This is a genomic window from Acetobacter persici (genome assembly GCF_018256955.1).
GTDB classification, from domain to species: Bacteria; Pseudomonadota; Alphaproteobacteria; order Acetobacterales; family Acetobacteraceae; genus Acetobacter; species Acetobacter persici.
The window spans coordinates 16,516-43,382 of record NZ_JAERKU010000016.1; the positions used below are offsets into that span (position 1 = coordinate 16,516).

Here is a 26,867-nt window from a genome sequence, read left to right on the forward strand (position 1 = left end):
TCAGTCCCCCGGCCTTATCCCGTATAAAACGGTTTTAGTTGTCGTCGTCGTCCCCGCCACTGGTGGCGCCGGAGTCAGAGCCGTCCCCCGTGCCATCCGGAGAGATGGCAATAAACAGAGACTGTCCATCCCGCAGCACACGCAGCAGAACCGGCTTTTTAGCAGCCAGCGCACCACGCACGGCTGTTACCGCTGCCCGCGGCGAATCAACGCTCTGGTTGCTGACAGACTGGATCACATCGCCGGGGCGAATGCCGGCCTGATCCGCCGGGGAGCCCGGCTGCACGTCATTCACCACCACACCATGCACATCACTGCCCAGACCAAGCTGGCGGCGGATATCCCCACTCAGCGGTGTCAGGGAGACGCCCAGATGCGGGCCGGAGGAGGCGCTGCCTTCAATCCCGCCATCATTCGAGGCTTTGGCGAGGTTGCCGATCTTTACCGTCAGCGTCTGCGGCTTGCCGCCCCGCAGATAGCCAATTTTGGCGTCCGTACCGGGAGCGACAGAGGCCACACGCACAGCCAGATCATGCGGGGAGGAGACTTTCTGACCGTTAAAGTCGGTCACAATATCTTCCGCCTTCAGACCAGCTTTTTCAGCCGGGCTGTCCGGGCTGGTGCTGGCGACCAGCGCACCGGCAGGCGGCGCACCCGGAGCCGGGACCGGCATGTTCAGGGCCTTGGCCATAGCCGGGGAAATCACCTGAGCATTCACGCCCAGATAACCACGCACCACATGGCCGGTTTTGCGGAGCTGGTCCGTTACGCTGCGCACGGTGTCGGACGGAATGGCAAAGCCAATCCCGATGGAGCCACCGCCGGAGGGGGACAGAATGGCGGTATTCACACCCACCACTTTGCCGTCCTGCGTAAAGAGCGGACCACCGGAGTTCCCGCGATTGATCGGCGCATCAATCTGGATGAAGTTGTCGTACGGGCCTTCATTAATGTCACGCCCACGGGCAGAGACGATCCCCGCCGTAACGGTGCCGCCCAGACCATACGGGTTACCAACGGCCACAACCCATTCACCGGGCTGCACATCGTCCGATTCACCCAGTTCGATAAAGGGCAGTTTCTGGGTGGAGGTGACTTTCAGAAGAGCCAGATCCGTCTTGCCATCCCGGCCGATGATTTTTGCTGGCAGCGTGGTGCCATCATCCAGCGTGACGGTAACCTTGGTGGCCCCTTTCACCACATGGTTGTTGGTCACCACATAGCCATCAGCCGAGATCAGGAAGCCTGAGCCACGCGCTTCAATCTGCTGGCGGGACTGCTGGGGCGCCATCTGGAAGGGGAACGGGAAAGGAAAGGGCATGCCGCCCATACCACCACCCATTCCGCCCATGCCGCCGCCTTCACCCTCAACGGCGTCTGCCTTGATCATGGAGGTGATGGACACAACAGCCGGTTTGACCTGTTTGACCAGATTGACAAAGTTTGGAAGCGTCTGGACCGGGCTGCTCGGCTTGATGGCCCCGGCATCCTCAGCATAGGCGGCGTGTACGCCAGAAGGCCCGATGCCGGTTGTCCCTGCAAAGGCGACACCAGCCAGAAGGACCAGAAGTGTCTTGCGGTGAGTCCGCCCGAAAAACTTGGATACAGATTTTTCCGACATCACGATTCCGACTGTTCCCTTAAACTTTCTGCCAACAGGGCTGATCCCCGCCGGGGCGTATCATTCAGGCCATACAGGCCAGATATCATACGCTTCTGCCGTTAACATGGTTCCTTGATGGCAAAAACAAAAGACCGCGATGCACGAAGACTGTCAGAAGATCAGAATTTTAACACAGGCTACGGGAGGGATTTTTCCGCCTCTTCCCGTGTTCTGAGCGACTGGAAAAATGTTTTCAGCAGGGCTGCTGCCTCCTGTTCCCGCACACCGCCAATAATTTCCGGCCTGTGCAGGGCCTCTGCGCGAAACGGCAGGCGTGGCCCATGCTCCACCCCGCCGCCTTTTGGGTCATACGCTCCGAACAGCACCCGCCCGACCCGGAAATGCGCCAGAGCCGCCGCACACATCGGGCAGGGCTCCAGTGTCACGACCAGTGTGCAGTCCGCCAGCCGCTGCCCGCCGCGGGCCGCAAGGGCCTCCCGCATAACCAGCATCTCCGCATGGGCGGACGGGTCCTGGAGCTCTTCCACCCGGTTACCCCCCTGCGCCAGCACTGTGCCATCCGGCCCCAGCACAACCGCGCCCACAGGAACTTCCCCCCGCTCCGCTGCGTTCCGCGCTTCGCACAGTGCCAGTTCCATCCCGTTTTTCATGCCATTGCGCCTCTTTTGACCATACTGGCTCTGCCACGGACGTTTTTCTGGCCGGATGCCAGCTCCGCCACCCTGACCGGCCCTGTCATGCCGCAAACCCCGGTGTTTGTCCTGCTCTGAAGGAAGCCTCACCAAATATTTCAGGCCTCACACGCCGTTCAGGAAAATGAGTCCATCTGCCTTATTTTAAACAGTCGTTTTTTCTTGCAAAAGCGCGATCTTCTCTGTCATTGTGCCTTATAGATGCCATGATCTGTTCTGTAACAGAGCACCGGCTCAGACCTATCGTGCCGGGCAATATCGCCCTGACACACCAGACGCGGAAAGGATTAGTACCATGCACAGTCTGTCTCTCATCCTCGCCGCCGCTGCAATCGGCCTCGGCCTTGCCGTTGTCGACCGGACGGTGAATGAACCGGCAACCGCCTCACCGCACGTCCGAACGATTGCCCTTCTGCAGGGCTGAGCCTCGTTTTTTCGGGAAAACTGTCCTGTTTCAGAAGATGCTGGTGTTTATCCCCGTGCAAACCGGCGCGGGGTGTGGCACCTGATACGCTTCATCCGCCTTTTTCTGAAAAAAGACACCCGAGTTCATGACTGCACGCCGCCCCGTTATCGGCATTACGCTTGACCATGAGGCGGGCGGACCAGACCGCTATTCCCGATTCCCGTGGTATGCTCTGCGGGAAAACTATCTGTCCGCTATTGCAACGGCGGGAGGGCTACCCGTTGCCCTGCCGCTGTTCCCTCAGCTTGCCCCTGACTATATTGATCAGATTGACGGACTGCTGATTACTGGCGGGGCGTTTGATATTGATCCCGCTTTGTATGGCGAGACCGAGCGCCATAGCAGCGTTACGCTGCGCCCGGTGCGCACGCAGGCCGAGCAGGCTTATCTGGCGACCGCCATGCAGCGCAGGATGCCGGTACTGGGTATTTGCGGCGGCATGCAGCTTCTGGCCGTGGCCCTTGGCGGCACGCTGATCCAGCACATCCCCGATGCCTGCCCCACCGCCCTACCGCATGAACAGCCCAACCCGCGCGATGAAGCCAGCCATGCGGTGCTCCTGACACCGGAGACCCTGCTGGCCCGCTGCGTGGGGCGGCCACGGATGGCTGTAAACTCCTCCCATCATCAGGCTGTGCGCACGCCCGGACGCGGGGTTGTGAATGCTGTGGCGGAAGATGGACTGATTGAAGGGCTGGAAGACCCGGCCCTTCCATTTTGCCTTGGGGTGCAATGGCATCCGGAATTTGGCATAGACCCGGGTGACCGGAGCATTTTTAGCGCCTTTGTGCAGGCAGCAGGAGAATCAGAGTGACGCAGGAATCGCGTGGAGAACGCATTGCCAAATGGCTGGGCCGGACCGGTGTGGCCAGTCGGCGTGATGCCGAGCGGATGATTGAGGAAGGACGGGTCAAGCTGAACAACCAGCCCGTGACTCATCCCGCCACGTTTGTCACTTCCAGTGATCTTGTTCAGGTGGACGGCAATGTTGTTGAGCAGCCCCAGCGCACCCGCCTGTGGCGCTACCACAAGCCGGACGGACTGGTCACGACGCACAAGGACCCGGAAGGCCGCCCCACGGTTTTTGCCTCTCTGCCGGAAGGCATGCCGCGCGTGATCAGCGTCGGGCGGCTGGACCTGAACAGTGAGGGCCTGCTGCTGCTGACCAATGATGGTGAACTGGCACGCAGACTGGAACTGCCGACCAACGGCTGGCTGCGCCGCTACCGCGTCCGCGTGTTTGGTGTGGTGGATGAGGCCCGGCTGGCAGCACTGGCCAAAGGCAGCGTGTTTGACGGCGTACGGTACGGGCCGATTGAAGCCGGACTTGATTCCCGCAAAGGGGACAATGCCTGGCTCACCGTCTCCCTGCGTGAGGGCAAGAACCGGGAAATCCGTAAGGTGATGATGGGCCTGAACCTGCATGTCAGCCGCCTGATCCGCACCAGTTACGGCCCCTTCCAGCTTGGCACCCTGCAACGGGGAGAACTGGAAGAAGTGCCCGGCAAGACCCTGCGTGAACAGATGCCCAAAGCACCGGAAAAAACGCCCCCTCGTAAACCGGCTTCCGCCTCCACTGGCACCAAGACACGTTAGACAATGCGGATTATTGCAGGAGCCCGCAAAGGCCGCATGCTGGCAGCCCCCACCGGCACCACAACCCGCCCCACGGCGGACCGGGTGCGTCAGGCTGTGTTTGATATCCTGCTCCACGCGCCGTGGGGCGGGCCGGACCTGCTGAATGGCGCCCGCGTGCTGGACGCCTTTGCAGGCACAGGTGCGCTGGGGCTGGAAGCACTCTCACGCGGGGCGGATTACGCGACGTTTTTTGAGAAAGACCGCCCCGCCCTTGCGGCCCTGCGCGCCAATATTGCCGGGTGCCGCTGGGAGGACCGGAGCAAGGTTATCCCGCGCGACGTCACGAAGCCGACCCATGCTCCGGCCCCCTGCTCTCTGCTGTTTCTGGACCCGCCCTACCGGCAGGATCTGCCTGCCCGCACACTGGCGGCACTGGATGCACAGGGATGGATTGCCCCCGGCGCTATTGCGGTGATTGAAACCGCAGCACAGGAACCTCTGCCATTACGGCTGGAAAATGCGGAAGAGGCAGACGTCCCGCCACCCGCCGCACCCGCAGGCGAGGGCGAAGAAGCACCTCCTCCCCCTGTTTATGCCGGAACATTACTGGCGGAACGGAAGCACGGCGCGGCACGGCTGACGCTGTGGCGGCTGAAAGCCTAGGCAACAGTACACGCGCAGGGCGCATTCCGCACGGGATGCGTCATTTTACAGAAGAAGAACCAACGGGGAACTGGCGGGTTGCGCAGGAGTGCGCTACACGGGCGGAATACTCTTTATTATTGTTCTAGAAAACGGGGTCACTGATGGCTGGCAGCGTCAATAAGGTTATTCTGGTGGGCAATCTGGGCAAAGACCCGGAAGTCCGCACCAGCCAGAACGGCATGAAAATCGTCTCTTTTTCTATCGCCACCAGTGACACATGGAACGACCGTGCCTCCGGCGAGCGCCGGGAACGCACGGAATGGCACCGTGTGGTAATTTTTAACGATCGTCTGGCCGATGTGGCAGAGCGCTTCCTGCGGAAAGGCCGCAAGGTCTATCTGGAAGGCGCGTTGCAGACCCGCAAATGGACCGACCAGTCCGGCCAGGAACGCTATACGACGGAAGTCATTGTTGAGCGGTTCCGTGGTGAACTGGTTCTGCTCGACAGCCGCAGCGGTGGCGAAGGGGAAGAATCCGGCGGGTATGGCGGCGGTGGCAGCAGCTACGGCGGCGGCAATGCTGGCGGGGGTTACGGTGGCGGCAACTCCGGTGGTTATGGGGGCGGCTCCATGGGCGGGGGTGACTTTGGAGGCTCTTCCGCACCGCGCCAGAATGCGCCCTCCCGCGGGCCCGGCGGCGGTGGCAACTCCGGTGGCTGGGACGCCCCCGGCAACAGTGATCTGGACGACGAAATCCCGTTCTGATTGACTGAGAGGTCTGACAGTCCCTCCCCCGGTCTTCCGCCGGGGTTATGCGGTCTGTCACAACGGGATTGTTCCGTCATGACACCTGCATCCTTAGTACCCCGCTCTTCCGGCCGCCTTGCTGCGATGCTGACGCTGTGTGGAACAGGATGCACCTTTCTTCTCCCTGTTCTGTTTTTTTACAGCCGCGCGCTGAGTGACGTTGCCGCCACACTGATCGGCTGCCTCTTCCTGCTCTATTCCGTTGTGCAGAAAGACTGGCTCTGGACCCGTAAGGACTGGCTGCGCCCCGCCGCACTGTTCTGCGCATTATGCCTGATCTCCTCCGTTTATGTCGGTCTGCGGGAGGCATGGGTACAGGCGTTATGCCTGCCCCGCCTCTTTCTGCTGGCCGCAGCACTGGAAAGCTGGATTCTGGTTTCCGCCACGCGGCGCAAAATGCTGGCTACAATTTTATTCGTGCTGGCCTTCTGGCTGATAGGCCAGTGCTGGAAGCAGTATCTGACCGGCACCAATCTGCTGGGCTACCCGCCTGCTGATGATGGCGCACTGACCGGCCCCTTCATGAAGCCACGGGCCGGATTTACGCTGCTCATGCTGTTTTTTCCGGCGCTGATGCCGGTTGTTCTGCACGCATTCCACACCAGACGCCTCTCCGCATGGGCAGGCGGAGCCTTACTGCTGGTGCTGAGCGTGACAACCATGGTGCTGATCGGCCAGCGGATGAGCAATGTGCTGCTCCTGTTCGGCCTGATGCTGACAGCCCTGATGGTCCGCCGCTTTCGGGTGCCGTTTGTGCTGATTATGGTGGTCGTAGGGGGTCTGATTGCCAGTCTGCCGGTTATCTCCCCGCGCACCTACGCCAAGCTGGTACTGAAGTTTTCCAGCCAGTTACACCATTTTACCCAGAGCGATTACGGCAGGCTGTACCGCACTGCCGTGACAATGGTTGTCTCCCACCCCTGGCTGGGGCTTGGCATGGACGGGTTCAGAAATTTTTGCCACGTCCCGTTCCATACCGAGGCCCTGACGCCATTTGGCCTGCCCCCGCTGGACAGTGATACGGGGAAAGGCTGCAACATCCACCCCCATAATTATTATCTGCAAATTGCCACCACCGCGGGCCTGCCGGGGCTGGCCGCATTTGGCTGGATGATTATGTGCTGGCTGCGCACCGGCCTGCGTGCGCTGGCACCGGCCACGCACCCGCAGCAGGCCATGCTGTTTATTATGTGCTGTGTGCTTTTGTGGCCTGTGGCCTCCACCAGCGCCCTGTTCTCCTTCCCTACAGCGGGCTGGATTTTCCTGTTTGCGGGGTGGATGCTGGCGGCTTCAGCCCAGAGCCGGGCCACAGCCTGCGGCAGCACCACGCATCCTGTTTGTAAGAAAATTTAAATATTTCCTTTTATTAGCGTCCGGCTGCCATACTATTTCTTGAGCATATCGGGCTGGCTGCATGCCTATGTTGTCCGTTTTCTTCCTCTGAAATCTCATAATGTTCTTGGCGTTCCGGGTTCACGCCGCTATAAGCCGCGTCATTCTTTCAAGGCAGGTGTCCTGTCATTGCAAAGGCTGACAACTGACATGATTACTCTACCGCCAGACTATCGCCCGTCAGATGATGAAGAGTTTATGAACCCTCTTCAGACGGAATATTTCAGACAAAAACTGCTGAAGTGGCGCTCTGAACTCCTCAAGGAAGCCGGAGATACCCTCGCCAGCCTTTCTGAAGGTGGCATTCATGAAGCCGACATTACGGACCGCGCCAGCGTGGAGACAGACCGGGCGCTGGAGCTGCGCACCCGTGACCGCGCACGCAAGCTGATCGGCAAGATCAACCTTGCCCTCCAGCGCATTGAAAACGGGTCTTACGGCTATTGTGAAGAAACGGGTGAACCCATCACCCTGCGTCGGCTGGAAGCCCGCCCGATTGCCACCCTGTCCATCGAGGCACAGGAACAGCATGAACGGATGGAAAAAACCCATCGTGACGATTAATTCCGCTTTTTAGGCGGAAACAGACTTGCGGCGTTTGGCATGACCAGCTAGAACGCCGCCAGCGGGCTGCTGTAGCTCAGTGGTAGAGCACTCCCTTGGTAAGGGAGAGGTCGACAGTTCAATCCTGTCCAGCAGCACCATGATTTCCCTGCTTTTTATCAGTCCGCACTTTTATCTCCCTTTATCCAAGGGCGCGAGGAAAAGTCCTGATGCTCCATGTGCATCAGCCCCTCCGTATCTGATGCGGACAAAAAGGGCTCCCCGGCGCAGGGTTCCCGAAAGCACGCCCTGCCCCATCGCCTGAGACAACCGAGATCCCGCATGCCGTGAATAAACCTGTGGATAACGGGTGCAACATCGGTGCACGACTCAGAAAACCAGTAAAAAGCGACTCCAGACCCTGTGGATAATCAGGGGGATTTTTTACTGCTCCCCATAAAAAAGGGAGCCATAAACCGGCTCCCTCTTCCATCCATGCCTTAAAGCCGGATCAGCGGCCCGGACCACCCGGTCCGCCACCCCCACCGGGGCCTCCGCCGCCATGTCCACCGCCTCCGGGACCACCCCCCGGACGCCCGCCACCACCGGGACGGCCACCACCCCCGCCATGCGGCGGACGACCGCCACCGCCACCCGGCCGACCGGGACGCGGGGCCATGCCGGGCCTGCTACCACCGGGGAACGGGCGGGCGCGCCTGTCTGAATAGCCCCAGCGCGGGCCATAGCCGTAATAGTCATCATAACCACGGGACGGGCTGTACCCGTAATAGTCATACCCCCCGCTATAAACCGGGCCTGCACAGCCAGAGAGCGTGCCGACCAGTGTCAGCCCCAGACAACCCAGAATCAGAGGGGTACGTTTCATACGGCGTGCTCCTGTCACCTTGATATTTTTCTGGAGTGAGAAAACTACCCAACTTTGACCAGAACATGGTGCTTCTTGCCAGAAGACAACCGAATGGCGCCGTCCGCCATGTCTTTTTCTGAAATCACGCCGTTTTCATCCTGTACCACGGCATTGTTCACGCGCGCGCCGCCGCCGCGCACCAGCCGGCGGGCTTCCCCATTGGTTTTGGCCAGTCCGGCTTCAACAAACAGGCGGAACACCGGCACACCTTCCGTCAGGGTAGCCTGTGGCACGAAATGCACCGGCAGATCCGCCGCGGTTACGTTCCCTTCCTCAAAAGTCTGGCGGGCCGCTTCTGCCGCAGCCTGCGCGGCCTCGCGCCCGTGGCACAGGGCGGTGGCTTCGGTTGCCAGAATTTTCTTGGCCTCATTAATCTCAGCGCCCTGCAGGGCTTCCAGACGGGCACATTCTTCCAGAGGGAGATCGGTAAACAGCCGCAGGAAACGGCCCACATCCGCATCTTCCGTGTTGCGCCAGAACTGCCAGTAATCAAACACCGGCAGACGCTTTTCAGACAGCCAGACAGCCCCGTTGGCCGTCTTGCCCATTTTGGCGCCGGAGGCGGTTGTCAACAGAGGGGTTGTCAGGCCCATCACGCTTTTCTGGTCTGTGCGGCGCACCAGATCCACGCCAGAGACAATATTGCCCCACTGGTCAGACCCGCCAAGCTGGAGGGTCACACCGTGGCGGCGGTTCAGTTCCCGGAAGTCATAGGACTGAAGAATGGAGTAGTTGAACTCCAGAAAAGTCAGCCCCTGCTCACGGTCCAGACGGTTTTTGACGGAATCAAAAGCCAGCATGCGGTTAATGGAGAAATGCACCCCCACATCCCGCAGAAGGTCGATATAGGCCAGCTTGTCCAGCCAGTCGGCATTGTTCACCAGAATGGCCCCGGACGCACCGCTTCCAAAGGTCAGGTATTGCCGCAGGCACCCTTCAATCCCTGCCAGATTGGTGCCGATGGTCTCTTCCGTCATCAGCCTGCGGGCTTCCTCACGGAAGGAGGGGTCACCAATTCTGGCTGTGCCGCCACCCACCAGAGCCACCGGGCGGTGCCCGTGCTTTTGCAACAGGCGCAGCATCATAATCTGGATCAGGCTGCCCACATGCAGGCTGTCCGCTGTCGGGTCAAAACCGATATAGGCCGCAACAGAGCCCTTCACCATCGCGTCATCCAGCGCAGCGGGGTCCGTGCACTGAAAAATGAAGCCGCGCGCTGCGGCTTCCTGCATGAAGGAACTCTGAAACCCGTTTTCGACCATTCTCTTTAATTCCTGTTTACGCCTCTGCCTACCGCCAAAGCAGAAGATCCGGCCTCACGCTCTAGCACGAGCATGAGGCTGGCTGAACCTCTTCCCTTGTTCCGATGTGTGGATCAGGCCGTGCCGCCCACTGTCAGGCCCGTCATTTTCAGAGTGGGCTGCCCCACCCCGACGGGCACGCCCTGCCCGGCCTTGCCACAGGTGCCTATGCCGGGGTCAAGCTCCATGTCTTTCCCGATCATGGACACATGGGTCATGGCGTCCGCCCCGTTGCCGATCAGCGTCGCCCCTTTGACGGGCGTCGTAATTTTTCCGTCTTCCACCAGATAAGCCTCGGAGGCGGAGAAGACGAACTTGCCGGACGTGATATCCACCTGCCCGCCGCCAAAATGCACGGCGTACAGGCCGCGCTTCATGGAACTGATCATTTCTTCCGTGGAGGCCTGACCGGGTAGCATGAGCGTATTGGTCATGCGCGGCAGCGGCATGTGTGCGTAGGACTGGCGGCGACCATTGCCCGTTGCGGCAACGCCCATCAGGCGCGCGTTCAGACGGTCCTGCAAATAGCCTTTCAGAATCCCGTCTTCAATCAGCGTGGTCCGGCCTGTGGGGGTGCCTTCATCATCAATGGTCAGGCTGCCGCGCCGGTCCGGCAGAGAGCCATCATCAATCACCGTCACACCGGGGGCGGCAACCCGCGTGCCAACACGCCCGGCAAAAACCGATGTGCCCTTGCGGTTGAAGTCCCCTTCCAGCCCATGCCCGACGGCTTCATGCAGCAGGATACCGGGCCAGCCAGCCCCGAGCACAACTTCCATCTCACCAGCCGGAGCAGGCCGGGCCTCAAGGGCCACCAGCGCCTGCCGCAGGGCTTCATGCACCGCACCCTGCCATGTGTCCGCTTCCAGCAGACGATTGATTTCATACCGGCCACCCAGCCCGTGGCTGCCGCTTTCCCGTTTGCCGTCCTGCTCCACCACCACAGACACATTCAGCCGCACCAGTGGCCGCAAATCCGCCACTCGCGCTCCATCGGCACGGATAATCTGCACGGCCTGCCATTCCCCGGAAAGCGAGGCCATCACTTGCACCACGCGGCTATCCTTACCGCGGGCATAGGCGTCAATCTGGGTCAGCAGGCCAGAGCGGGCGGCAAAATCCGTCTCACCCAGCGGGTTGGCATCCGTGTAGAGACGGCGATTGGTGGAACGGGGGGCATCCGCCATCGTGCCGGAACGGCCACCACGCACGGCGCTGACAGCATCCCCGGCCCTCGCCAGAGCGGAGCGGCTGAGATCATCAGAATGAGCAAACCCGGTCTCTTCCCCCAGCACGGCCCGCAGACCAAACCCGCTGCTGGTATCAAAAGACGCGGAGCGGATAACGCCATCATCCAGCGCTATCCCTTCACTCTCCCGGTATTCCAGAAACAGTTCCCCATCATCCATCCCGTCCAGCGCCTTGCGGGTCAGGGCTTCCGCATCAGCACGGTCCAGCAGGGCGCCCGGTCTGTCAAAAAACAACTGGTCTGTAACCGCCAGAGCGCCAGGGCTTGAAGGGAGAGACGACATGAACAAAACTCCTGACAGGAAGAAGGCTCCGGGTCACAGATTTTCCCGGCAGAGCAGCCTGAGCATAAACAGTTAAGTGCTGCCGCAAAACCCGCAAGGGGTTTCATCGTTTCTGTCTGGGGGCAGAGACAATGCGTGACAGGGTTTAACAGCCCGCCCCCGACCAACCGCTGCGGCCTCTTTTTCTGCTTTTCCGGCCCCGGCGTTCCGCCGTAGCAGATGAAAGACGACCATGCGCGCTTACCAGACCAAAACACATTCCGGGATTCCGACGTTCCAGAGGCAACCAGCACACGCTGTGTCTCCCCGCCCGGCCTCTTCCGGTCCTTATCCCCTGCGCCTTGCTCTGCTCTGCTGTCTGGCCGCTGCCCCGGCTCCGGTTCTGGCGCAGACTGCTACCGCCACCCCCAACACCACCCCATCCATCGCCAGCGGGCCAGCCCAGCCCCCTGCCTCACAGGACCATCCTGCTGTGGCTGGCACGCCCTCACACACCAATCCCTCCCCAGCTCCGGCAGCACCACCCTCCGCGCCTCACCCTGCCTCTGCGTCTTCTGGAAATGGAGCCATTCCAGCAGATATTCCGGCAAGCCCCCCATCCGTTGCTCCTGCTCCTGCTCCTGCTCCTGCTCCTGCTCCTGCTCCTGCTCCTGCTCCTGCTCCTGCTCCTGAAGCAGAGTCGAAAGCCGTGGCCCCTGCAAGCACCGACCCTGCGCAGGCACCTCTGGATGAAGATGATGCCGTCCCGCCCGTGCAGGTCAGACTTTTTGATGTGCAGCCCGCAACCCATGCAGGCCAACATGCCGCGCCGGATTTTGTGCCGCAGGACCTGCGGCCGCCCTCCATTGCGCTGGGAGACCTGTTTGCCGCCATTCATGCCGCCCATATTTTTACAGACGCCAAAGCCGTTGCGGATGCCATCCCGGATCAGGCTCCCACGGATCTGGTCGCGGCATGGCGGCAGGAAAAAGATCTGCCGGATTTCAATCTGAAACGGTTTGTCTCACAGCATTTTACCATCCCGGTGCTGCGCTCGGCGGCCTATAGCCGCAAACCGGGAGAAAGCGTGCGGGACTATATTTCCGGCATGTGGGACGTGCTGACGCGGGAGGCCGATACCGCCGTACCGTGGTCCTCCCTGCTGCCCCTGCCGGAAACCTATATTGTCCCCGGTGGCCGGTTCTCGGAGTTTTATTACTGGGACAGCTACTTCACCATGATCGGCCTGTATGAAGACGGGCGGATTGATTTGCTCCGCAATGTGGTGCGCGACATTGCATCCCTGATAGACCGGTATGGTCATATGCCTAATGGCAACCGGACCTATTACCTCAGCCGCTCCCAGCCGCCTTTTTTCTCCCTGATGCTGGATCTGCTCGCCAGCCATGACGGGCAGGTGGTCTACACATCCTTCCTGCCGGAATTACAGCGGGAATATGACTACTGGACCCACGGGGCGGATGCGCTCAAACCCGGTGCGGCCTGGCAGCATGTGGTCCGCCTGCCGGACAACACCCTGATGTTCCGGCCGTGGGATGATATGGAGACCCCGCGGGATGAAAGCTTCCCGCAGGATCTGGTCACCGCGAAAAGCTCACACCGCCCGGCCCCGGACCTCTGGCGGGACCTCCGCGCCGGAGCGGAAACCGGGTGGGATTACACGTCCCGCTGGCTGGCGGACGGCAAGACGCTGGACACCATCACCACAACGTCCCTCATCACCATCGAATATAACTGTCTCATGGTACATCTGGAGCAAACGCTCTCCCACGCCTACGCCCTGAATGGCGAGAAAGACAAAGCAGCCTTCTACGCGCAGCAGGCCACACAACTTAAAAACGCGATCAACCACGTTCTCTGGAATGAAAAAGAGGGGGCGTATTTCGATTATAACTGGCGAACCGGACAGCTCAGAGACGTGCTGTCCACCGCAACCGCAGTGCCCCTGTTCCTGCATATTGCCTCGCAGGAGCAGGCTGATGCGGTTGCGCGCACGCTTCAGACACGCCTCTTACATATAGGGGGCCTGAGTGTGACAGACCGGGAGACCGGGCAGCAATGGGATTACCCTAATGGCTGGGCACCGGAAGAATGGATGGCCATCAAAGGGCTGGAACAATATGGGCATGATGCTCTGGCAGCAGATATTGGCCGCCGCTGGATGGCCCGCGTAATTGGCACTTATGAAAAAAGCGGCGTGCTGCTGGAAAAATATGATGTCGTCTCCCCCGAGATTAGTGCCACGGGCGGCAAGGGAGGCGGTGAATACCCGATGCAGATCGGGTTTGGCTGGACCAACGGCACCCTGCTGGGCCTGATGAACCGCTATCCACAGAATACCCGCAAAGTGCTGGATAATAACCCGCTGGCCGACCAGCCTTCCCAGCAGCCGTTGCCGCCTGTGGATGCGTGGGATGCAAAAGGGCCGGAAATCCCGGTGACGGAACGCTCACCGCTGAAAGGCGTGTCGGTTTCCTCCCTCAAAACCGATGCGCCTGCACAGAACACGCCTGCCCGGCCTGAAATGCCTGCTTCTGGCGCACCAGCTTCTCACCCAGCCAGTCCAGTGACAACAACACCTCCGGCCGGGCCTGATGGGGGTGCAGGTGCAGGTGCAGGTGCAGGTGCAGGTGCAGGTGCAGGTGCAGGCCTGAACACAGGGTCAGGCTCGGGGTCAACCTCAGCACAGCTACCAGCAGACGGAACTCCAGCAAAACCGGGAGAACAGACAGCACCTCTCCCGTCAGGAGATACGCCACAAAGCCATCAGCCTGCACGCCATGAGGAGTCAGCGGCTGTGACCCCGCGCCTTCAACCGACACCCGCCCCGCGCCCTACTGGCACTGGCACTGGCACTGGCACTGGCACTGGCACTGGCACTGGCACTGGCACTGGCACTGGCACTGGCACGCCGATCTCAGATCCAAAGGCTCCCGCGCAAGAGCCGTGAAGCCGGAAAAGTCAGAAAAATACGCGCGGGAGGAGACGGCCTGACGCTTCTCCCCGAAGGATCAGAGTCCGGGGAGTTCGTTGACCGTCACAACGCGCCAGCCTTCAGCCAGCCGCTCCAGAATTGTCAGGGAGAGATTCTGGATAGAGAAGTGCAGCGCAGTATCAGGGTGGATTCGCAGGGCGTGCGCCAGCGCGCCCCGAATGGCCCCGCCATGACTGACAGCAACGATATTCTGCCCTTCATACGCATCAGCCAGCCGGTCCAGCGCCGCACCAACGCGGCCGCACACATCCATCATGCTCTCCCCACCCGGCGGGCATTCCGTGGCCGAGACGGACCAGAAGGGATGCGGGGCCAGACGCAGGTGCTGCGGCAGTTCCTGATGCGGCATATTGTGCCATGCGCCGAGATTCTGCTCGATCAGCGCAGGCTCCACGTCCATCGGCACTGGCCCGTATCCGGCCTCCTGAATGGCTTCCGCCGTGCAGCGCGTACGGGAGAGAGGGCTGATCAGCCAGTGCGCGTCACGCGGGAGGCGGGCTGCCAGGGCTTCATACATCGGGCGCTGCGCGATCAGGCTATCCGGGCACAGCGGTACATCCAGCGCGCCATAAAGCCTGAGCCGGGCGTTCTGTTCCACCAGCGCGTGGCGGATCAGCCAGAACCGCGTAATGCCGGGGGCAAGCTGCGGTGTATCGAGAAAATTACCCTGATTGGTTTGCCGGGTCGCGGGGGATGTGAGGCTGACAGTCATGGTCCCTGTTGTGCTGTCAGGAACCGCCAAGCGCAAGGGCAGAAATGGCGCGGCGCAGAGCATCCGCCTTTTGCAGGTCTGTCACAGTCTCCCGAGAGGAGGATTCTGGCCAGTTGGACTCGTCACCCGCCTCATCCGGCTCCCAGCGTGGTGCGTAGGACGGGAGCGGGTCTGCCTGCGCAATACGATCCCAGTATGTCAGAATCAGGCTGATTTTTTGCAGAACCCGGTGTGCGTCCTGAATTTCCCGCGCCATGCGGGCAGCAGGATCAAGACCTTCATGAGAGGGTTCACCAGAGACAAGGCGCGCACCGGCGGAGAGCCTCAGCGCGCCCACAAGACCATCAGCCGCCTGCGCGTGCGGAATGGGAACAGGCTGGCCGATGTGGCACAGCAGGGCTGCCAGTGCGGCCTGCTCCTGCGGGACATACGCAGACAGATCAGCATTCAGCCATTGATAGAGCTTCCGACATCGCGCGAGATCAAGCGGCACAACGCCACGGGTGCTTTCAGGCGCGCGTACAAGGAAAGACAGAATTGTCTGCTGGCGGTCCCAGTCATGCGGCAGAGCCTCCCGCAGGGGCGCGGGTTGCGGCAGGAATTCAAGGTCAGGATTCGCTGCGATCCCTTGTGTGACAGCCGCCAGAAAGCTCTGCAAACGGCGCGCGACACTCGCGGAGGGAATCGCACTCAGCGCCGCCATTTCTGCCTGCGCTGCCCGCCAGCGTAACAGCAATCCGTGATTAAAGCCGGACGCCAGCCCCCGGGAGGCCAGACTGGCTGGCCATTCACACTGGTTGGCATAGGCGGCAAGCCCAGCAGGCAGCGCGCCCTGATCCAGCCGGGCTTTCCAGCTCTCGGGCAACAGGAGAGCGCCACAGAATGGCGGCCCGGTAAAGAACTTGGAACCTGTGACCATAACAGCCCAGCCACGGCTCAGATAAGCCTGAACCCGCTCCGGCATCAGCCGCGCCTGACAGGCATCCACCACCACATCAAGCTGCCCCGGATACTGATCACACAGGCCTTCAAGCGCTTTCAGGTCAGGGGCCAGCAGGCCCGTTTTAGACAGATCCAGCACATGCAGCAGCACACGCCCCCCTTGCGCCAGCTGTTCTCTGATCTCACTCTGGCAGGAGGCCGTTACCTCTGCCTCTGGGCGCAAATGCCCCTGCGCATCGCGGAGCGGGAGGGCGACGCAGGCCGTGTCTTCCGGGAATCCGTCTACCAGTCGACCTTTGCAGACAGACAGTCCGAGAGCGGTTTCCTGCGCAAAATGCTGCCCGTGCGAAGCCAGCGGCACCCCGCTGCCCGTTTCTTCCGGCGCGGTGAGAATGGTTGTCACCGGCTGTCCCGGCAGAGTCGATAAGGCCAGCACCGCCAGAGCAACATCCGTACCGGAGGAGGCCAGCACAATACGATCCTGACCGGGAAGACCATACCATTCCGCCAGAAAGCTCCGGACATCCAGCGCCAGAGTCTGCAAGGCCTGAGGCGCTTTGTTGGCGAGCACAGCCTTCGCAAGCTGCACTCTGGCCATCTCCCCGCCCGTAAACCCACGCTCCGACAAAGAAGACGCCGTGGACGATGCGAATGTTATCGCCCAGGGGCGCGGACGGTGGGAGCAGCCGTAATGGTTGAGGCCGGTCCGCGGATCAATATTCAGCCGGGCATCTCCCCCTTCCGCCATCAGCGCTTCAACCGGGCCGATCAGCGGCCATGACTGTATGAGCCATGCAGAAAGCTCATCCCAAAGTGCGGCGTCGGACACAGCACTCTGACCGGGGGAGCTGACAAGGGGATATAAGGCATCAAAAAGCTGCGGCAGGGTGTCGCGCGAAGGAGGCTGCGCGCTGGCGAGCGTCCGCACCCATGCCTCCGGGGCCGGCAGATCGGCCGGGGCATCCAGCATCCAGAATCGGGCCGCTGTTCTGGCCGCGGAAAAAGAAATTTTCAGTCGGGAGAGAGACTCTGAGGTCGATGCCTCTTCTGACAGAACCGCCAGTTCCAGCGCGTGACGCAGATGGAACGCAACAACCCGCCGTTCCCCAAGGCAGGGGGAGCCCAGCACAATCTGCCGCCCGGTACGCACATGGAACGGATGCGCAACGGCCGGGTCCAGCGTGATCCGGCATTCTGTGGCCAGAAGACGCAGCTCCGGGCGGTCCAGAACGTGCAGCAGGGTCTCCGTCAGGTTTCTGGCAAACATATTTTCGCTTTCAAGTTCCTAACAGATCCGTCGTCCGGCGGCCTGTACGCCTGTTTTTCATATAGCCAAGCACGGGAAAATCGCAAATCCGCCAAGATTGCTGGCAGAGGCCGCTCTTCTGAGCTATGCCGGATATCGGAGATTTCAATCGTTTGTTTTGGTTCACAAAAACGGAATATCAATGCGCATCTTATTAACAGGCGGCTGCGGGTTTATCGGGTCAGCGGTGATCCGTCATATTATCCGCGACACGAACCATTCTGTCCTGAATGTGGACTGCATGACCTATGCGGCGTCCGAAGAAACCGTGGAAGACGCCGCGGAAAGCGGGCGTTACGAATTTGCCCGCGCCAATATTGTGAACGGCAGCGAGCTGAGCCGCCTGTTTGAAACATTCCGGCCGCAGGCTGTCATGCATCTGGCGGCTGAAAGCCATGTGGACCGCTCCATTGATGGTCCGGGGGTGTTTATCCAGACCAACGTGGTCGGCACCTATTCCCTGCTGGAAGCCGCCCGGAAATACTGGCTGACGCTGGATCAGGCTGATCGCGCCGCGTTCCGCTTCCATCATATTTCCACCGATGAAGTCTTCGGGGCGCTGGAGCCGAACGACCCGCCCTTTACGGAAACCACGCCCTATGACCCGCGCAGCCCGTATTCGGCCAGCAAGGCGTCCTCCGACCATCTGGTCCGCGCCTGGCATCATACCTATGGCCTGCCGACGTTTGTCACGAACACCACTAACAATTACGGCATCTGGCACTTCCCGGAAAAGCTGATCCCGCTCATCACCATCAACGCGATCGAAGGCAAGGACCTGCCTGTCTATGGCGATGGCAAGAACGTGCGGGACTGGCTGTTTGTGGAAGACCACGCTGAAGCACTGGTCAAAGCGGTTGAAACCGGTGTGCCGGGCGAGACCTACGCCATCGGCGCCCGCCAGCCGCGCACCAATCTGGAAGTGGTAGAGACCATCTGCAACGTTCTGGACGAGCTGCTGCCGGACCCTGCTGGCCCGCGCACACGCCTGATCCGGTTTGTCACAGACCGCCCCGGCCATGATTTCCGGTATGAAATTGACCCGTCCCACGCGGAAAAAGCGCTGGACTGGAAAGCAAAGCACACGTTTGAAACCGGCATCCGCCGCACTGTGCAGTGGTATCTGGACAACCGCGACTGGTGGGAAGGCATCCGCGCCCGCCGTTACACAGGCAACAGACTGGGAAGCACCGTAGAATGACACAGAAGCCTGCAATCCAGACAAAAATGAAGGGTATTCTGCTGGCCGGTGGTTCCGGAACGCGCCTGTACCCCATGACGCTTGCCGCCAGCAAACAATTGCTGCCGGTTTATGATAAGCCGATGGTCTATTATCCGCTCTCCACGCTGATGCTGGCAGGGATCCGGGATATCATGATCATCAGCACCCCCGCCGATCTCCCGCAGTTCAAGCGCCTGCTGGGAGACGGGTCTCAGTTTGGCGTCACGTTTGAATACCGGGCTCAGCCTTCCCCGGACGGAATTCCGCAGGCCTTCCTGATTGCGGAAGACTGGCTGGATAACTGCCCGTGCGCACTGGCACTGGGTGACAACCTGATTTTTGCGGACCATCTGAGCGCTGCCCTCCAGACAGCCGCCATCCGCCCGACGGGGGCAACGGTTTTTGCGTATCAGGTCCGTGACCCGGAACGCTACGGCGTGGTGTCCTTTGACGAGACAGGCCGCGCGCTGAGCATTGTTGAAAAACCGAAAGAGCCGGTTTCCAACTGGGCTGTGACCGGCCTGTATTTCTATGACAACCGTGTGCTGGACTTTGCCAAACGGGTCAAACCTTCTGCGCGCGGTGAGCTGGAAATTACAGACCTCAACCGCTTCTATCTGGAAGAAGGCAGCCTCCACGTGGACCGTCTGGGCCGCGGCTGCGCCTGGCTGGACGCCGGGATTCCGGACAGCCTGATGGAAGCCGGTCAGTTTGTGCACACCATTCAGGCCCGTCAGGGCATGCTGGTTGGCTCTCCGGCGGAAGTGGCCTTCAGGCTCGGCTTTATTGATGCGGACCAGCTCCGCGCACATGCCTCCCGCATGGGGAAAACAGAACTGGGACGGCTGCTGATGCAGGTCGCCAACACGGTTCAGCCCGCAGGCTGAACCACCCCTTTCTCTTTCCTAACCGTTTGCAGACAGGAGCTTTCTTTTCATGAAAGTTGAACGCCTTGCCATTGAGGACGTGATTCTGGTCACGCCCCCGCGTTTTCAGGACAATCGTGGGTTTTTCTCTGAAACCTATAATATCGACCGGATGCGGGATGCCGGGATTACCGAGCCGTTTGTGCAGGATAACCAGAGCCTTTCCCGCCAGAAAGGCGTGATCCGTGGCCTGCACTGCCAGCTTGCACCCTATGCGCAGGGTAAACTGGTCCGCTGCACCAAAGGCGCCATCTGGGATGTGGCTGTGGATGCCCGCACGGGCTCCCCGACTTACGGGAAATGGGTGGCTGCTGAGCTGTCTGGAGAAAACTGGTCCCAGCTCTGGATTCCGCCGGGCTTCCTGCACGGGTTCTGCACCCTGACGGAAGATGCGGAAGTGCAGTACAAATGCACTGGCCTGTACAATAAAGCGTCTGAACGCGCGGTGATCTGGAACAGCAAAGAGCTGGCCATCGACTGGCCCGTGAAAATGGAAGACGCCGTGCTTTCTGAAAAAGATCTGGAAGCTCCGGAATTTTCCGCCGCCAAAGGCTGGTTTCACCTGTAATCAGGAGCAAAACTCATGAATCGTCTCGCACAGAACGGTGGCCCCATTCTGGTTACCGGTGGCAAAGGCCAGCTGGCAACATCTCTGGTCAATCTGGGAGGTCCGCGCATCCACTGCGTTGGTCGCCCTGACTTTGACTTCGATAAACCCGAAACCATTGCCGCAACACTCAATGCCATCAAACCGGTTGCTGTAGTCAACGCCGCCGCATGGACTGCGGTGGATCTGGCGGAAAGTGAGCAGGACGGGGCAGCCCGTGCCAACGCGACCGGCCCCGAAGAACTGGCCCGCCTGTGTGCCGAGCACGGTATTCCGCTGATTCATGTCTCGACGGATTACGTGTTTTCCGGGGATAAGGGCGCGCCGTACGTTGAGACAGACCCGGTTTCTCCCGAAACGGTTTATGGCCGCACCAAGGCCGAGGGAGAAAGCAAGGTTCTGGCGGCCAACCCCAAAACTATCGTGCTGCGTACCTCATGGGTTTATTCCGCCCACGGGAAAAACTTTGTGCGCACCATGATCAATGCCGGGGCCAAAAACCCGGCTCTGAAAGTGGTGGGGGACCAGAAAGGCAACCCGACCAGCTCTGACGATCTGGCGGACGCTATTCTCTCCATTCTCGCCGTGATTGAAAAAGACGGCTGGAAAGACTTCTTTGCGGGCATTTACCACGCCTGCGGAACGGGAGAGACAACTTGGCATGGTCTGGCTGTTGCCGCCCTGCAGGATGCCGCAACGCACGGCCAGACAATGCCTGACGTGACGGCCATCCGCACGCAGGACTGGCCAACCCCGGCCAAGCGTCCTGCTGATTCCCGTATGGATAACAGTAAACTTACGCGCGTTTTCGGCGTTACAATGCCTGCCTGGCAGGAGAGCGTGCGGAAAACTGTTCACCAGATTTTTGCGCAGACAGCGTAAAACAGTGTGCGAAACTGTCTGGATGGTCTGAAATTTGACAGATTTTCCAGACAGTCTTCTTCTATAGCCAGTCCCGGGCAGGTTTTAAGATTATATGGACTGAAGGAAGAACAGCACAGGTGCAGCAAACAAGCCAGCACGCGCTTATAAAGCACCGGAATACTGCTGCGGGCGATGGCTCTTCCGTCGCTATTCTTCTCTCTCTTTATAACGGCGCCTCCTATTTACAGCAGCAATTAGACTCCCTCCGGCAACAGACATGGTCCAACTGGACGTTGTTCTGGCGGGATGATGGCTCTACTGACAGCACCCTTACCATCATGCAGCAATTTACCCGCGCCGTGGGGCCTGCACGCTGTGTGGAAGTTCCGGCCGGGAAAGGCGCGCATCTGGGGGTCACAGGCTCCTACGCAACCTTGCTGGAGCAGGCACCGGCGGAGGCCGCTGTCGCATTTTGTGATCAGGATGATGTCTGGTTTCCGGACAAGCTGGAACGCGGGATGCGTGCGCTGGCGACCGTATCCGGCCAGACCCCGGCCCTTTATTGCACCCGCCAGACATTGACCAACAAAACGCTGACCCCTCTCAGCCTGTCACCCGAATTGCCAGACGGCACCAGCTTTCTGCCCGCCATGACACAGAATATCGCGACGGGCTGCACGCTGATGCTGTCACCTGCCGCCTGTGCCCTGCTCCGCAAAGCGATGCCCGCACCGACGTTTCTGCTCCATGACTGGTGGGCGTATCTGATGGTGGCCGGAGCTGGTGGGCTAGTTCTGACGGACAATCAGCCGTCACTCTTCTATCGCCAGCATGAGAAAAATGCTGTGGGGGCACGCAGCCATTTCCTGCTCCGCGCTCTGGCGGCCCTCCGGCGTGGCCCGACGGCGTTCATGAATATTTTCCGCGCCAACACCCTATATTTGCTTCGCCGCAAGACGCTGCTGGCCCCGGAGACCGTCAAAGCTCTGGATCTGCTGCAAAAAACACAGCAGCCGGGCTGGCGCGGTCTGCTCACCCGAGTCTCAGCTTTGCACCGCCTGAAACAGCTCAGACGCCATAAAACGCTTGAAGATCTGGTTTTCAGGGTCTGGTTTTTGCTGGGATAAGCTTTTGTTCCGGCGTTTTGCAGAAAGACTCGGCCTACAACCTTCTTTAGGACACCAGTTCAGGCTAGGTTACGGTCAGTTTCTTGTGGAAACATCCATCATCAACCCTTCGCCGCCGGTCGCCCTTCTCTGACAGAAGCGGGCACGGGCGGCCTTTTGGAGTCAGGATCCAGGCCCTTGGCGCGCGTGAGCCACTCAAGATCTTCCGATTACGTCACCTCCCCTTACAAGAGCGCGTTCCGTCTGCGGCTTGAAGAAGGCGGGGGGATTTTGCTGTGTCTGCTCGCCTGCGTTTTGCTGGTTGCACTGGTGACATACAACCCGAACGATCCTTCGTTTAATACCGCAACCGGCCAGCCGCCCACCAATCTGCTGGGCATGACCGGGGCCGTTCTGTCTGACACGCTGTTACAGGGAATCGGGCTGGCTGCGGTGCTGCCCTCCCTGATTCTGTTTGCGTGGGGCTGGCGCTTCCTGAGCCACCGGCTGCTGGGGCATGAGGCCCCTCTGGTGTTCGCCCTGCGGTGTCTGGCGCTTATCTGCCTGCTGCCTGTTGCCGGAGCCTTGCTGGCCGCCATTCCCCTCCTGTTTACAGCTCTTCCCCCCATTCACTGGCCCACGCAGGCCGGGATTGGTGGCGGAATCGGATTCTCCATTGCCCAGACGTCCCTCTCTGCCGGCACGGCCGCCGTTGGCCCGGCCGGAGGCATGGTTATCTGGATTCTGGGCGTGCTGCTGGCCATCCTGCTGACAGCCCTGTGCACAGGTCTGCGGCGTGAGGAATGGCTGACACTCTGGCGCGGGATGCTGGTGCTGGTGCGCCTCCCCGGCCAGCTTGGCATGCGCTTTGTGCGGTATTATGCCAGCCGCAAACCCCAGACAGAGGAAAATGCCGGACCCTTAGGCGGATACGCCACGGGGGAGGAAACCTCCTACGCCAGAAACAGCGGTGGCAGCACGGGCCACAGCCTGTTTCAGGATGAGGACGAGGAAGATGAAAGCCCGCTGCCGGCCCGCTCTGCGGGAACTGCGCCTGCCTTCCATGACGCGGACGAGGACGAACCGGCTCCTGCGCACGCAGCAACGCCGGTGCGGGAAGAGCCTGCCGGTGCGTCTGGCCTGACTCTGGAACCTGCCCCCTCCGCTACCGCCCCGCAGGGGCGGAATGGTCTTCTGGGCCGGTTGTTTACGGGTAAGGACGCCACGGCACCGGGCAGCGCGGCCAAAACCGTTAAAGCCGCCAAGTCGTCCGCCTCTCCCGCAACCCGGAAAGGTGGGTGGGAACTGCCGCCGCTGAGCCTGCTTAAACCTGCACCGGCTCATACCCAGCATGGCCCCTCGGAAGAGGACCTGAGAAACACCGCGCATAATCTGGAACAGGTGCTGTGTGACTATGGCGTGCAGGGCAAAATTGTCGGCATGAGCGCCGGCCCGGTTGTCACGCTGTATGAACTGGAACCCGCCGCAGGCATCCGCTCCGCCCGCGTGATTGGTCTGGCGGATGATGTGGCGCGGTCCCTGTCTGTGCTGAGCGTGCGTATTGCCACGGTTCCGGGCCGGAATGTGATCGGGATTGAAGTTCCGAACAAGAAGCGGGAGACGGTTTACCTGTCCGAACTGCTGAACCAGCCGGACTGGCGGGATGACCCGGCCCATCTCTCCCTTGCTCTTGGCAAGGATATTGAGGGCGAGCCTGTTTTTAGTGATCTGGCCCGCATGCCGCATCTGCTGGTGGCTGGCACCACCGGGTCCGGTAAGTCGGTTGGCGTGAACGCCATGATCCTGTCGCTGCTCTACCGGCTTTCCCCGGATGAATGCCGCCTGATCATGATTGACCCCAAGGTGCTGGAACTCTCCATTTATGATGGTATCCCGCATCTGCTGACCCCGGTGGTGACAGAGCCGCCCAAAGCCGTAAACGCCCTGAAATGGGTGGTGCGGGAAATGGACCGCCGCTACCGCACAATGGCGCATTTGCAGGTGCGCAATATTGCTGGCTACAACGCCCGCGCGGCGGAAGCCCGTGCGGACGGGGAGGTTGTGGTACGCCGGGTGCAGACCGGGTTTGACCCGGAAACCGGCAATCCGGTGTTTGAGGAACAATCCGTCACGCTCGACCCGATGCCCTATATCGTCGTGATTATCGACGAGGTGGCCGATCTGATGATGACGGCTGGCAAGGAAATTGACGCCTGTGTGCAGCGTCTGGCCCAGAAGGCCCGTGCTGCGGGCATCCATGTGGTCATGGCCACACAGCGCCCCTCCGTGGACGTGATTACCGGCACCATTAAAGCCAACTTCCCGACCCGGATCTCCTTTCAGGTGATCAGCAAGTTCGACAGCCGCACCATTCTGGGTGAGCAGGGGGCCGAACAGCTCCTCGGGCAGGGTGACATGCTGTTCATGCAGGGCGGCGGCCGCATTACCCGTGTGCATGGGCCGTTTGTGGCGGATAATGAGGTGGAACAGGTCGTCAACTTCCTGAAGGAACAGGGCGAGCCCATCTATGATGACGACGTTCTGGCCGAACCCGTAGATGAAGCCCCGGCCAGCAGCGGCAAATCCGGCGGCGGTGGCGATAACGGCGAATCTGATATGTATGATGAAGCCGTGGCCATTGTGACGCGGGAAGGCAAAGCGTCCACCTCCTTCGTGCAGCGGCACCTGTCCATTGGCTACAACCGCGCCGCCAAGCTGATTGAGCAGATGGAGCGTGAAGGCATTATTAGCCGGGCCGACCATGTGGGCCGCCGCAAGGTGCTGACAGGCCCCAACCGCGAGGAATGACCAAACCTCCGCCCTGCCCATTCCCGCTGACATTGCTGTATCAGGATCAGCATGTGGTGATTCTGGATAAGCCCGCCGGTGTGCCTGTGCATGCCGGACCAAAGGGCGGCCCCTGCGTGGAAGACTGCTTCCCTCTGCTCTCCCGCCGCAAGGACGGGCCGTGGCTGGCGCACCGGCTGGATACGGAAACCTCCGGCTGTCTGGCTATTGCGCTGCGCAAACAGCCCCTGCTGGCCATGCAGAAGGCCTTTGCCGACAAAACCGCCCGTAAAACCTACTGGGCGGTGGTGGAAGGCGGCCCGGAGGCTGAGCAGGGCACCATTGCCCTGCCGCTTACCAAAACAACCGCCCCCTCCGGCTGGCGGATCATTACCGACCCGAAGGGCGCGCCCGCCCGGACAGACTGGCAGGTGCTGGGGCGCGGCGCAGGCCTATGCTGGCTGGAGCTTACGCTGCATACAGGCCGCACCCATCAGGCACGTGTGCATTGCTCGGCCATGGGCTGGCACATTGTGGGGGATACGCTTTATGGCCACCCGCACCCGCAAGGTCTGCACCTGCTGGCCCGTAGCCTGACATTGCCGCTGACGCCGCCTGTTTCTGCCACAGCGCCCCCGCGTGCCGGGATGCAGGAGGCTTTGCGCACCTGCGGGTGGCGGCAGGACCGTTAAGCGCGGAACACGCCTTTCCAGCGCCATTCGCGCACAAGGTCCTCATGCAGCAGGCGGCGTTTTTCCCGCATGACAGCAGCATTAAACAATCTGGCGCGCGCACGGCCAGCCTGCCCCGCTTCCGCCCGTAAGGCGGGTGAGACAATGAGCTGCTCCAGAGCTGCGGCCAGTGTGTCCGGGTCATCCGGGTCTGCGTAAAGTCCTGCCTCTCCCACCACATCGGGAAGCCCCCCGCGATGGGAGGCCACAACCGCCGCCCCGCACCCCATGGCTTCCAGTGCCGCCATGCCAAACGGTTCCGGCCAGCGGCTGGGTACGACCACGATTGCAGCGCGACTCATGGCCTGCATCACAGCCTCATGTGGCTGATAACCAAGCAGCACTACGCCTGCCTGCCGGGCCTGCGCGCGCAGCGCGGTGAGAAACGGAGTTTCAGGCGAGTCTGGCCCAAAGCGATCCGCACCAATCATATCTGCCCGCCAGCCCGCATGGCGCGGCAGAACACGCGCACAGGCAGCAACAAAAGCATCCGCCCCCTTATCCGCCACAATGCGCCCGGCAAACAGCACCACCGGGTCACGCTGCGGCACAGGCGGGGGCAGCTTAGACAGATCAAGACTATTCGGCAGAACCCGCACGCAGGAGGTCACACCCTGACTGATAAAGCGGCCACGCACCCATTCTGACACCGCGACAACAGCCACCGCCTGCCCCAGATGCTCTCGCTCTGCCGCAGTGCGGGCGCGCCGCATCCCGCAAGGGTCATTATGCAGTACCAGACTCACAGGCAGGCCGGGACAGGCTTTTCGCAATGCCAGAGCCACATCTGGCCGGTTATGCACTTCAATCAGATCCGGGCGTACGGACCGGACAAGGGCCGCCACCCCGGCCACATAGCGCTGAATCCGGCTGAAGGGCCGAAAGACCGGGACTACAGGCGCAAACCGCACACCCGCAAACGGTTGCCCGGCCGGGGCAAGTCCCGCCACAGTTTCCGTGCTCTCAGCCATCCGCCGAACCAGCAGCGCGATGGCTCCGGCCTCACCTGTTGCAAAGCGTTCTCGGGGTGGCAGGACCGTCAGGACACGCGGTGCAGAAATGGAAACCTGCGCATCATTCCCCCCGGTACCTTCAGCCGGAAGCCCGGCCTGTATGCCGCCGGGGCGAGAGACGCTCATGCCTGTCTCACCATCAGGAACAA

The 26,867-nt window shown here is 60.9% G+C and carries 22 protein-coding genes, 1 tRNA gene and 1 pseudogene; 16 read left to right on the top strand and 8 right to left on the bottom strand.

Features of this window, described 5'->3' with window-relative positions:
• Positions 1 to 34 precede the first annotated feature (34 nt).
• Both JK199_RS13680 and JK199_RS13685 read right to left on the bottom strand, forming a co-directional pair.
• Positions 35 to 1,621 (bottom strand): Do family serine endopeptidase, encoded by a 1,587-nt coding sequence (locus JK199_RS13680; protein ID WP_086654768.1) that lies wholly within the window; start codon positions 1,619 to 1,621, stop codon positions 35 to 37.
• Positions 1,622 to 1,800: 179 nt separating this feature from the next.
• Positions 1,801 to 2,274 carry a nucleoside deaminase gene (locus tag JK199_RS13685; protein WP_025829269.1) on the bottom strand — a complete coding sequence of 158 codons (474 nt, stop codon included), beginning with the start codon at positions 2,272 to 2,274 and terminating at the stop codon, positions 1,801 to 1,803.
• A 337-nt stretch (positions 2,275 to 2,611) separates the two neighbouring features.
• Between JK199_RS13685 and JK199_RS15990 the strand changes: the two genes are divergently transcribed.
• From JK199_RS15990 to JK199_RS13720, 8 genes are all read left to right on the top strand, one after another.
• A complete protein-coding gene (locus JK199_RS15990; RefSeq protein ID WP_255029828.1) occupies positions 2,612 to 2,740 on the top strand; it encodes a hypothetical protein in 129 nt (42 codons plus the stop codon).
• A 127-nt stretch (positions 2,741 to 2,867) separates the two neighbouring features.
• Positions 2,868 to 3,596 carry a gamma-glutamyl-gamma-aminobutyrate hydrolase family protein gene (locus JK199_RS13690; protein ID WP_212376990.1) on the top strand — a complete coding sequence of 243 codons (729 nt, stop codon included), beginning with the start codon at positions 2,868 to 2,870 and terminating at the stop codon, positions 3,594 to 3,596.
• Positions 3,593 to 4,378 (top strand): pseudouridine synthase, encoded by a 786-nt coding sequence (locus JK199_RS13695; protein ID WP_212376993.1) that lies wholly within the window; start codon positions 3,593 to 3,595, stop codon positions 4,376 to 4,378. Before JK199_RS13690 ends, JK199_RS13695 begins: the two co-directional genes overlap by 4 nt.
• 3 nt (positions 4,379 to 4,381) lie before the next feature.
• Complete coding sequence (rsmD, locus tag JK199_RS13700; protein ID WP_212376996.1) at positions 4,382 to 5,023, top strand: 16S rRNA (guanine(966)-N(2))-methyltransferase RsmD; 642 nt, start codon at positions 4,382 to 4,384, stop codon at positions 5,021 to 5,023.
• Positions 5,024 to 5,166: 143 nt separating this feature from the next.
• Positions 5,167 to 5,769 carry a single-stranded DNA-binding protein gene (gene ssb / locus JK199_RS13705; RefSeq protein WP_212355822.1) on the top strand — a complete coding sequence of 201 codons (603 nt, stop codon included), beginning with the start codon at positions 5,167 to 5,169 and terminating at the stop codon, positions 5,767 to 5,769.
• 78 nt (positions 5,770 to 5,847) lie between these two features.
• Positions 5,848 to 7,164, top strand: a complete 1,317-nt coding sequence (locus tag JK199_RS13710) for an O-antigen ligase family protein (RefSeq protein ID WP_244985176.1) — start codon at positions 5,848 to 5,850, stop codon at positions 7,162 to 7,164.
• Between the two features lie 189 nt (positions 7,165 to 7,353).
• Positions 7,354 to 7,767, top strand: coding sequence for an RNA polymerase-binding protein DksA (gene dksA, locus JK199_RS13715; protein WP_025829278.1), 414 nt, complete (start codon positions 7,354 to 7,356; stop codon positions 7,765 to 7,767).
• Positions 7,768 to 7,832: 65 nt separating this feature from the next.
• Positions 7,833 to 7,907: transfer RNA gene (locus JK199_RS13720), tRNA-Thr, on the top strand.
• A gap of 350 nt (positions 7,908 to 8,257) precedes the next feature.
• On the opposite strand, the gene JK199_RS13725 is transcribed toward JK199_RS13720, so the two are convergent.
• The 3 genes from JK199_RS13725 to tldD form a co-directional block, all read right to left on the bottom strand.
• Positions 8,258 to 8,632 carry a hypothetical protein gene (locus JK199_RS13725; protein WP_077930850.1) on the bottom strand — a complete coding sequence of 125 codons (375 nt, stop codon included), beginning with the start codon at positions 8,630 to 8,632 and terminating at the stop codon, positions 8,258 to 8,260.
• Positions 8,633 to 8,676: 44 nt separating this feature from the next.
• Positions 8,677 to 9,936 carry a tyrosine--tRNA ligase gene (gene tyrS, locus JK199_RS13730; protein WP_212376999.1) on the bottom strand — a complete coding sequence of 420 codons (1,260 nt, stop codon included), beginning with the start codon at positions 9,934 to 9,936 and terminating at the stop codon, positions 8,677 to 8,679.
• Between the two features lie 113 nt (positions 9,937 to 10,049).
• Entirely contained in the window at positions 10,050 to 11,507 is a 1,458-nt protein-coding gene (gene tldD, locus JK199_RS13735; RefSeq protein WP_212377002.1) for a metalloprotease TldD, read from the bottom strand.
• A 580-nt stretch (positions 11,508 to 12,087) separates the two neighbouring features.
• On the opposite strand from tldD, the pseudogene treF reads away from it, so the two are divergent.
• Positions 12,088 to 14,109: pseudogene (treF, locus tag JK199_RS13740) on the top strand (alpha,alpha-trehalase TreF); the annotation flags it as partial.
• A gap of 409 nt (positions 14,110 to 14,518) precedes the next feature.
• Here treF and JK199_RS13745 read toward each other — a convergent pair.
• Positions 14,519 to 15,214 (bottom strand): histidine phosphatase family protein, encoded by a 696-nt coding sequence (locus JK199_RS13745; RefSeq protein ID WP_212377008.1) that lies wholly within the window; start codon positions 15,212 to 15,214, stop codon positions 14,519 to 14,521.
• Between the two features lie 16 nt (positions 15,215 to 15,230).
• The gene (locus JK199_RS13750; protein ID WP_244985177.1) at positions 15,231 to 17,423 is read right to left on the bottom strand and encodes a hypothetical protein; all 2,193 of its coding nucleotides are present in this window, start codon (positions 17,421 to 17,423) and stop codon (positions 15,231 to 15,233) included.
• A gap of 181 nt (positions 17,424 to 17,604) precedes the next feature.
• Between JK199_RS13750 and rfbB the strand changes: the two genes are divergently transcribed.
• The 7 genes from rfbB to JK199_RS13785 all read left to right on the top strand — a co-directional run bounded on the left by rfbB (position 17,605) and on the right by JK199_RS13785 (position 25,666).
• On the top strand, positions 17,605 to 18,663 hold the full coding sequence (gene rfbB, locus JK199_RS13755; protein ID WP_025828394.1) for a dTDP-glucose 4,6-dehydratase: 1,059 nt from the start codon (positions 17,605 to 17,607) through the stop codon (positions 18,661 to 18,663).
• A complete protein-coding gene (gene rfbA / locus JK199_RS13760; protein WP_077930845.1) occupies positions 18,660 to 19,571 on the top strand; it encodes a glucose-1-phosphate thymidylyltransferase RfbA in 912 nt (303 codons plus the stop codon). The genes rfbB and rfbA overlap by 4 nt, the downstream gene beginning before the upstream one ends.
• A gap of 49 nt (positions 19,572 to 19,620) precedes the next feature.
• Positions 19,621 to 20,178, top strand: coding sequence for a dTDP-4-dehydrorhamnose 3,5-epimerase (gene rfbC / locus JK199_RS13765; RefSeq protein ID WP_077930844.1), 558 nt, complete (start codon positions 19,621 to 19,623; stop codon positions 20,176 to 20,178).
• A gap of 15 nt (positions 20,179 to 20,193) precedes the next feature.
• On the top strand, positions 20,194 to 21,099 hold the full coding sequence (rfbD, locus tag JK199_RS13770) for a dTDP-4-dehydrorhamnose reductase (RefSeq protein ID WP_212377010.1): 906 nt from the start codon (positions 20,194 to 20,196) through the stop codon (positions 21,097 to 21,099).
• A gap of 119 nt (positions 21,100 to 21,218) precedes the next feature.
• Positions 21,219 to 22,208 carry a glycosyltransferase family 2 protein gene (locus JK199_RS13775; RefSeq protein WP_342356336.1) on the top strand — a complete coding sequence of 330 codons (990 nt, stop codon included), beginning with the start codon at positions 21,219 to 21,221 and terminating at the stop codon, positions 22,206 to 22,208.
• A 186-nt stretch (positions 22,209 to 22,394) separates the two neighbouring features.
• Positions 22,395 to 24,995: an FtsK/SpoIIIE family DNA translocase gene (locus JK199_RS13780; protein ID WP_408742389.1), complete on the top strand. Its 2,601-nt coding sequence runs from the start codon at positions 22,395 to 22,397 to the stop codon at positions 24,993 to 24,995.
• The gene (locus JK199_RS13785) at positions 24,992 to 25,666 is read left to right on the top strand and encodes an RluA family pseudouridine synthase (RefSeq protein ID WP_212377016.1); all 675 of its coding nucleotides are present in this window, start codon (positions 24,992 to 24,994) and stop codon (positions 25,664 to 25,666) included. The genes JK199_RS13780 and JK199_RS13785 overlap by 4 nt, the downstream gene beginning before the upstream one ends.
• Here JK199_RS13785 and JK199_RS13790 read toward each other — a convergent pair.
• Positions 25,663 to 26,844 carry a glycosyltransferase family 4 protein gene (locus tag JK199_RS13790; protein ID WP_212377019.1) on the bottom strand — a complete coding sequence of 394 codons (1,182 nt, stop codon included), beginning with the start codon at positions 26,842 to 26,844 and terminating at the stop codon, positions 25,663 to 25,665. The two genes, JK199_RS13785 and JK199_RS13790, sit on opposite strands and share 4 nt — an antisense overlap.
• Positions 26,845 to 26,867 lie beyond the last annotated feature (23 nt).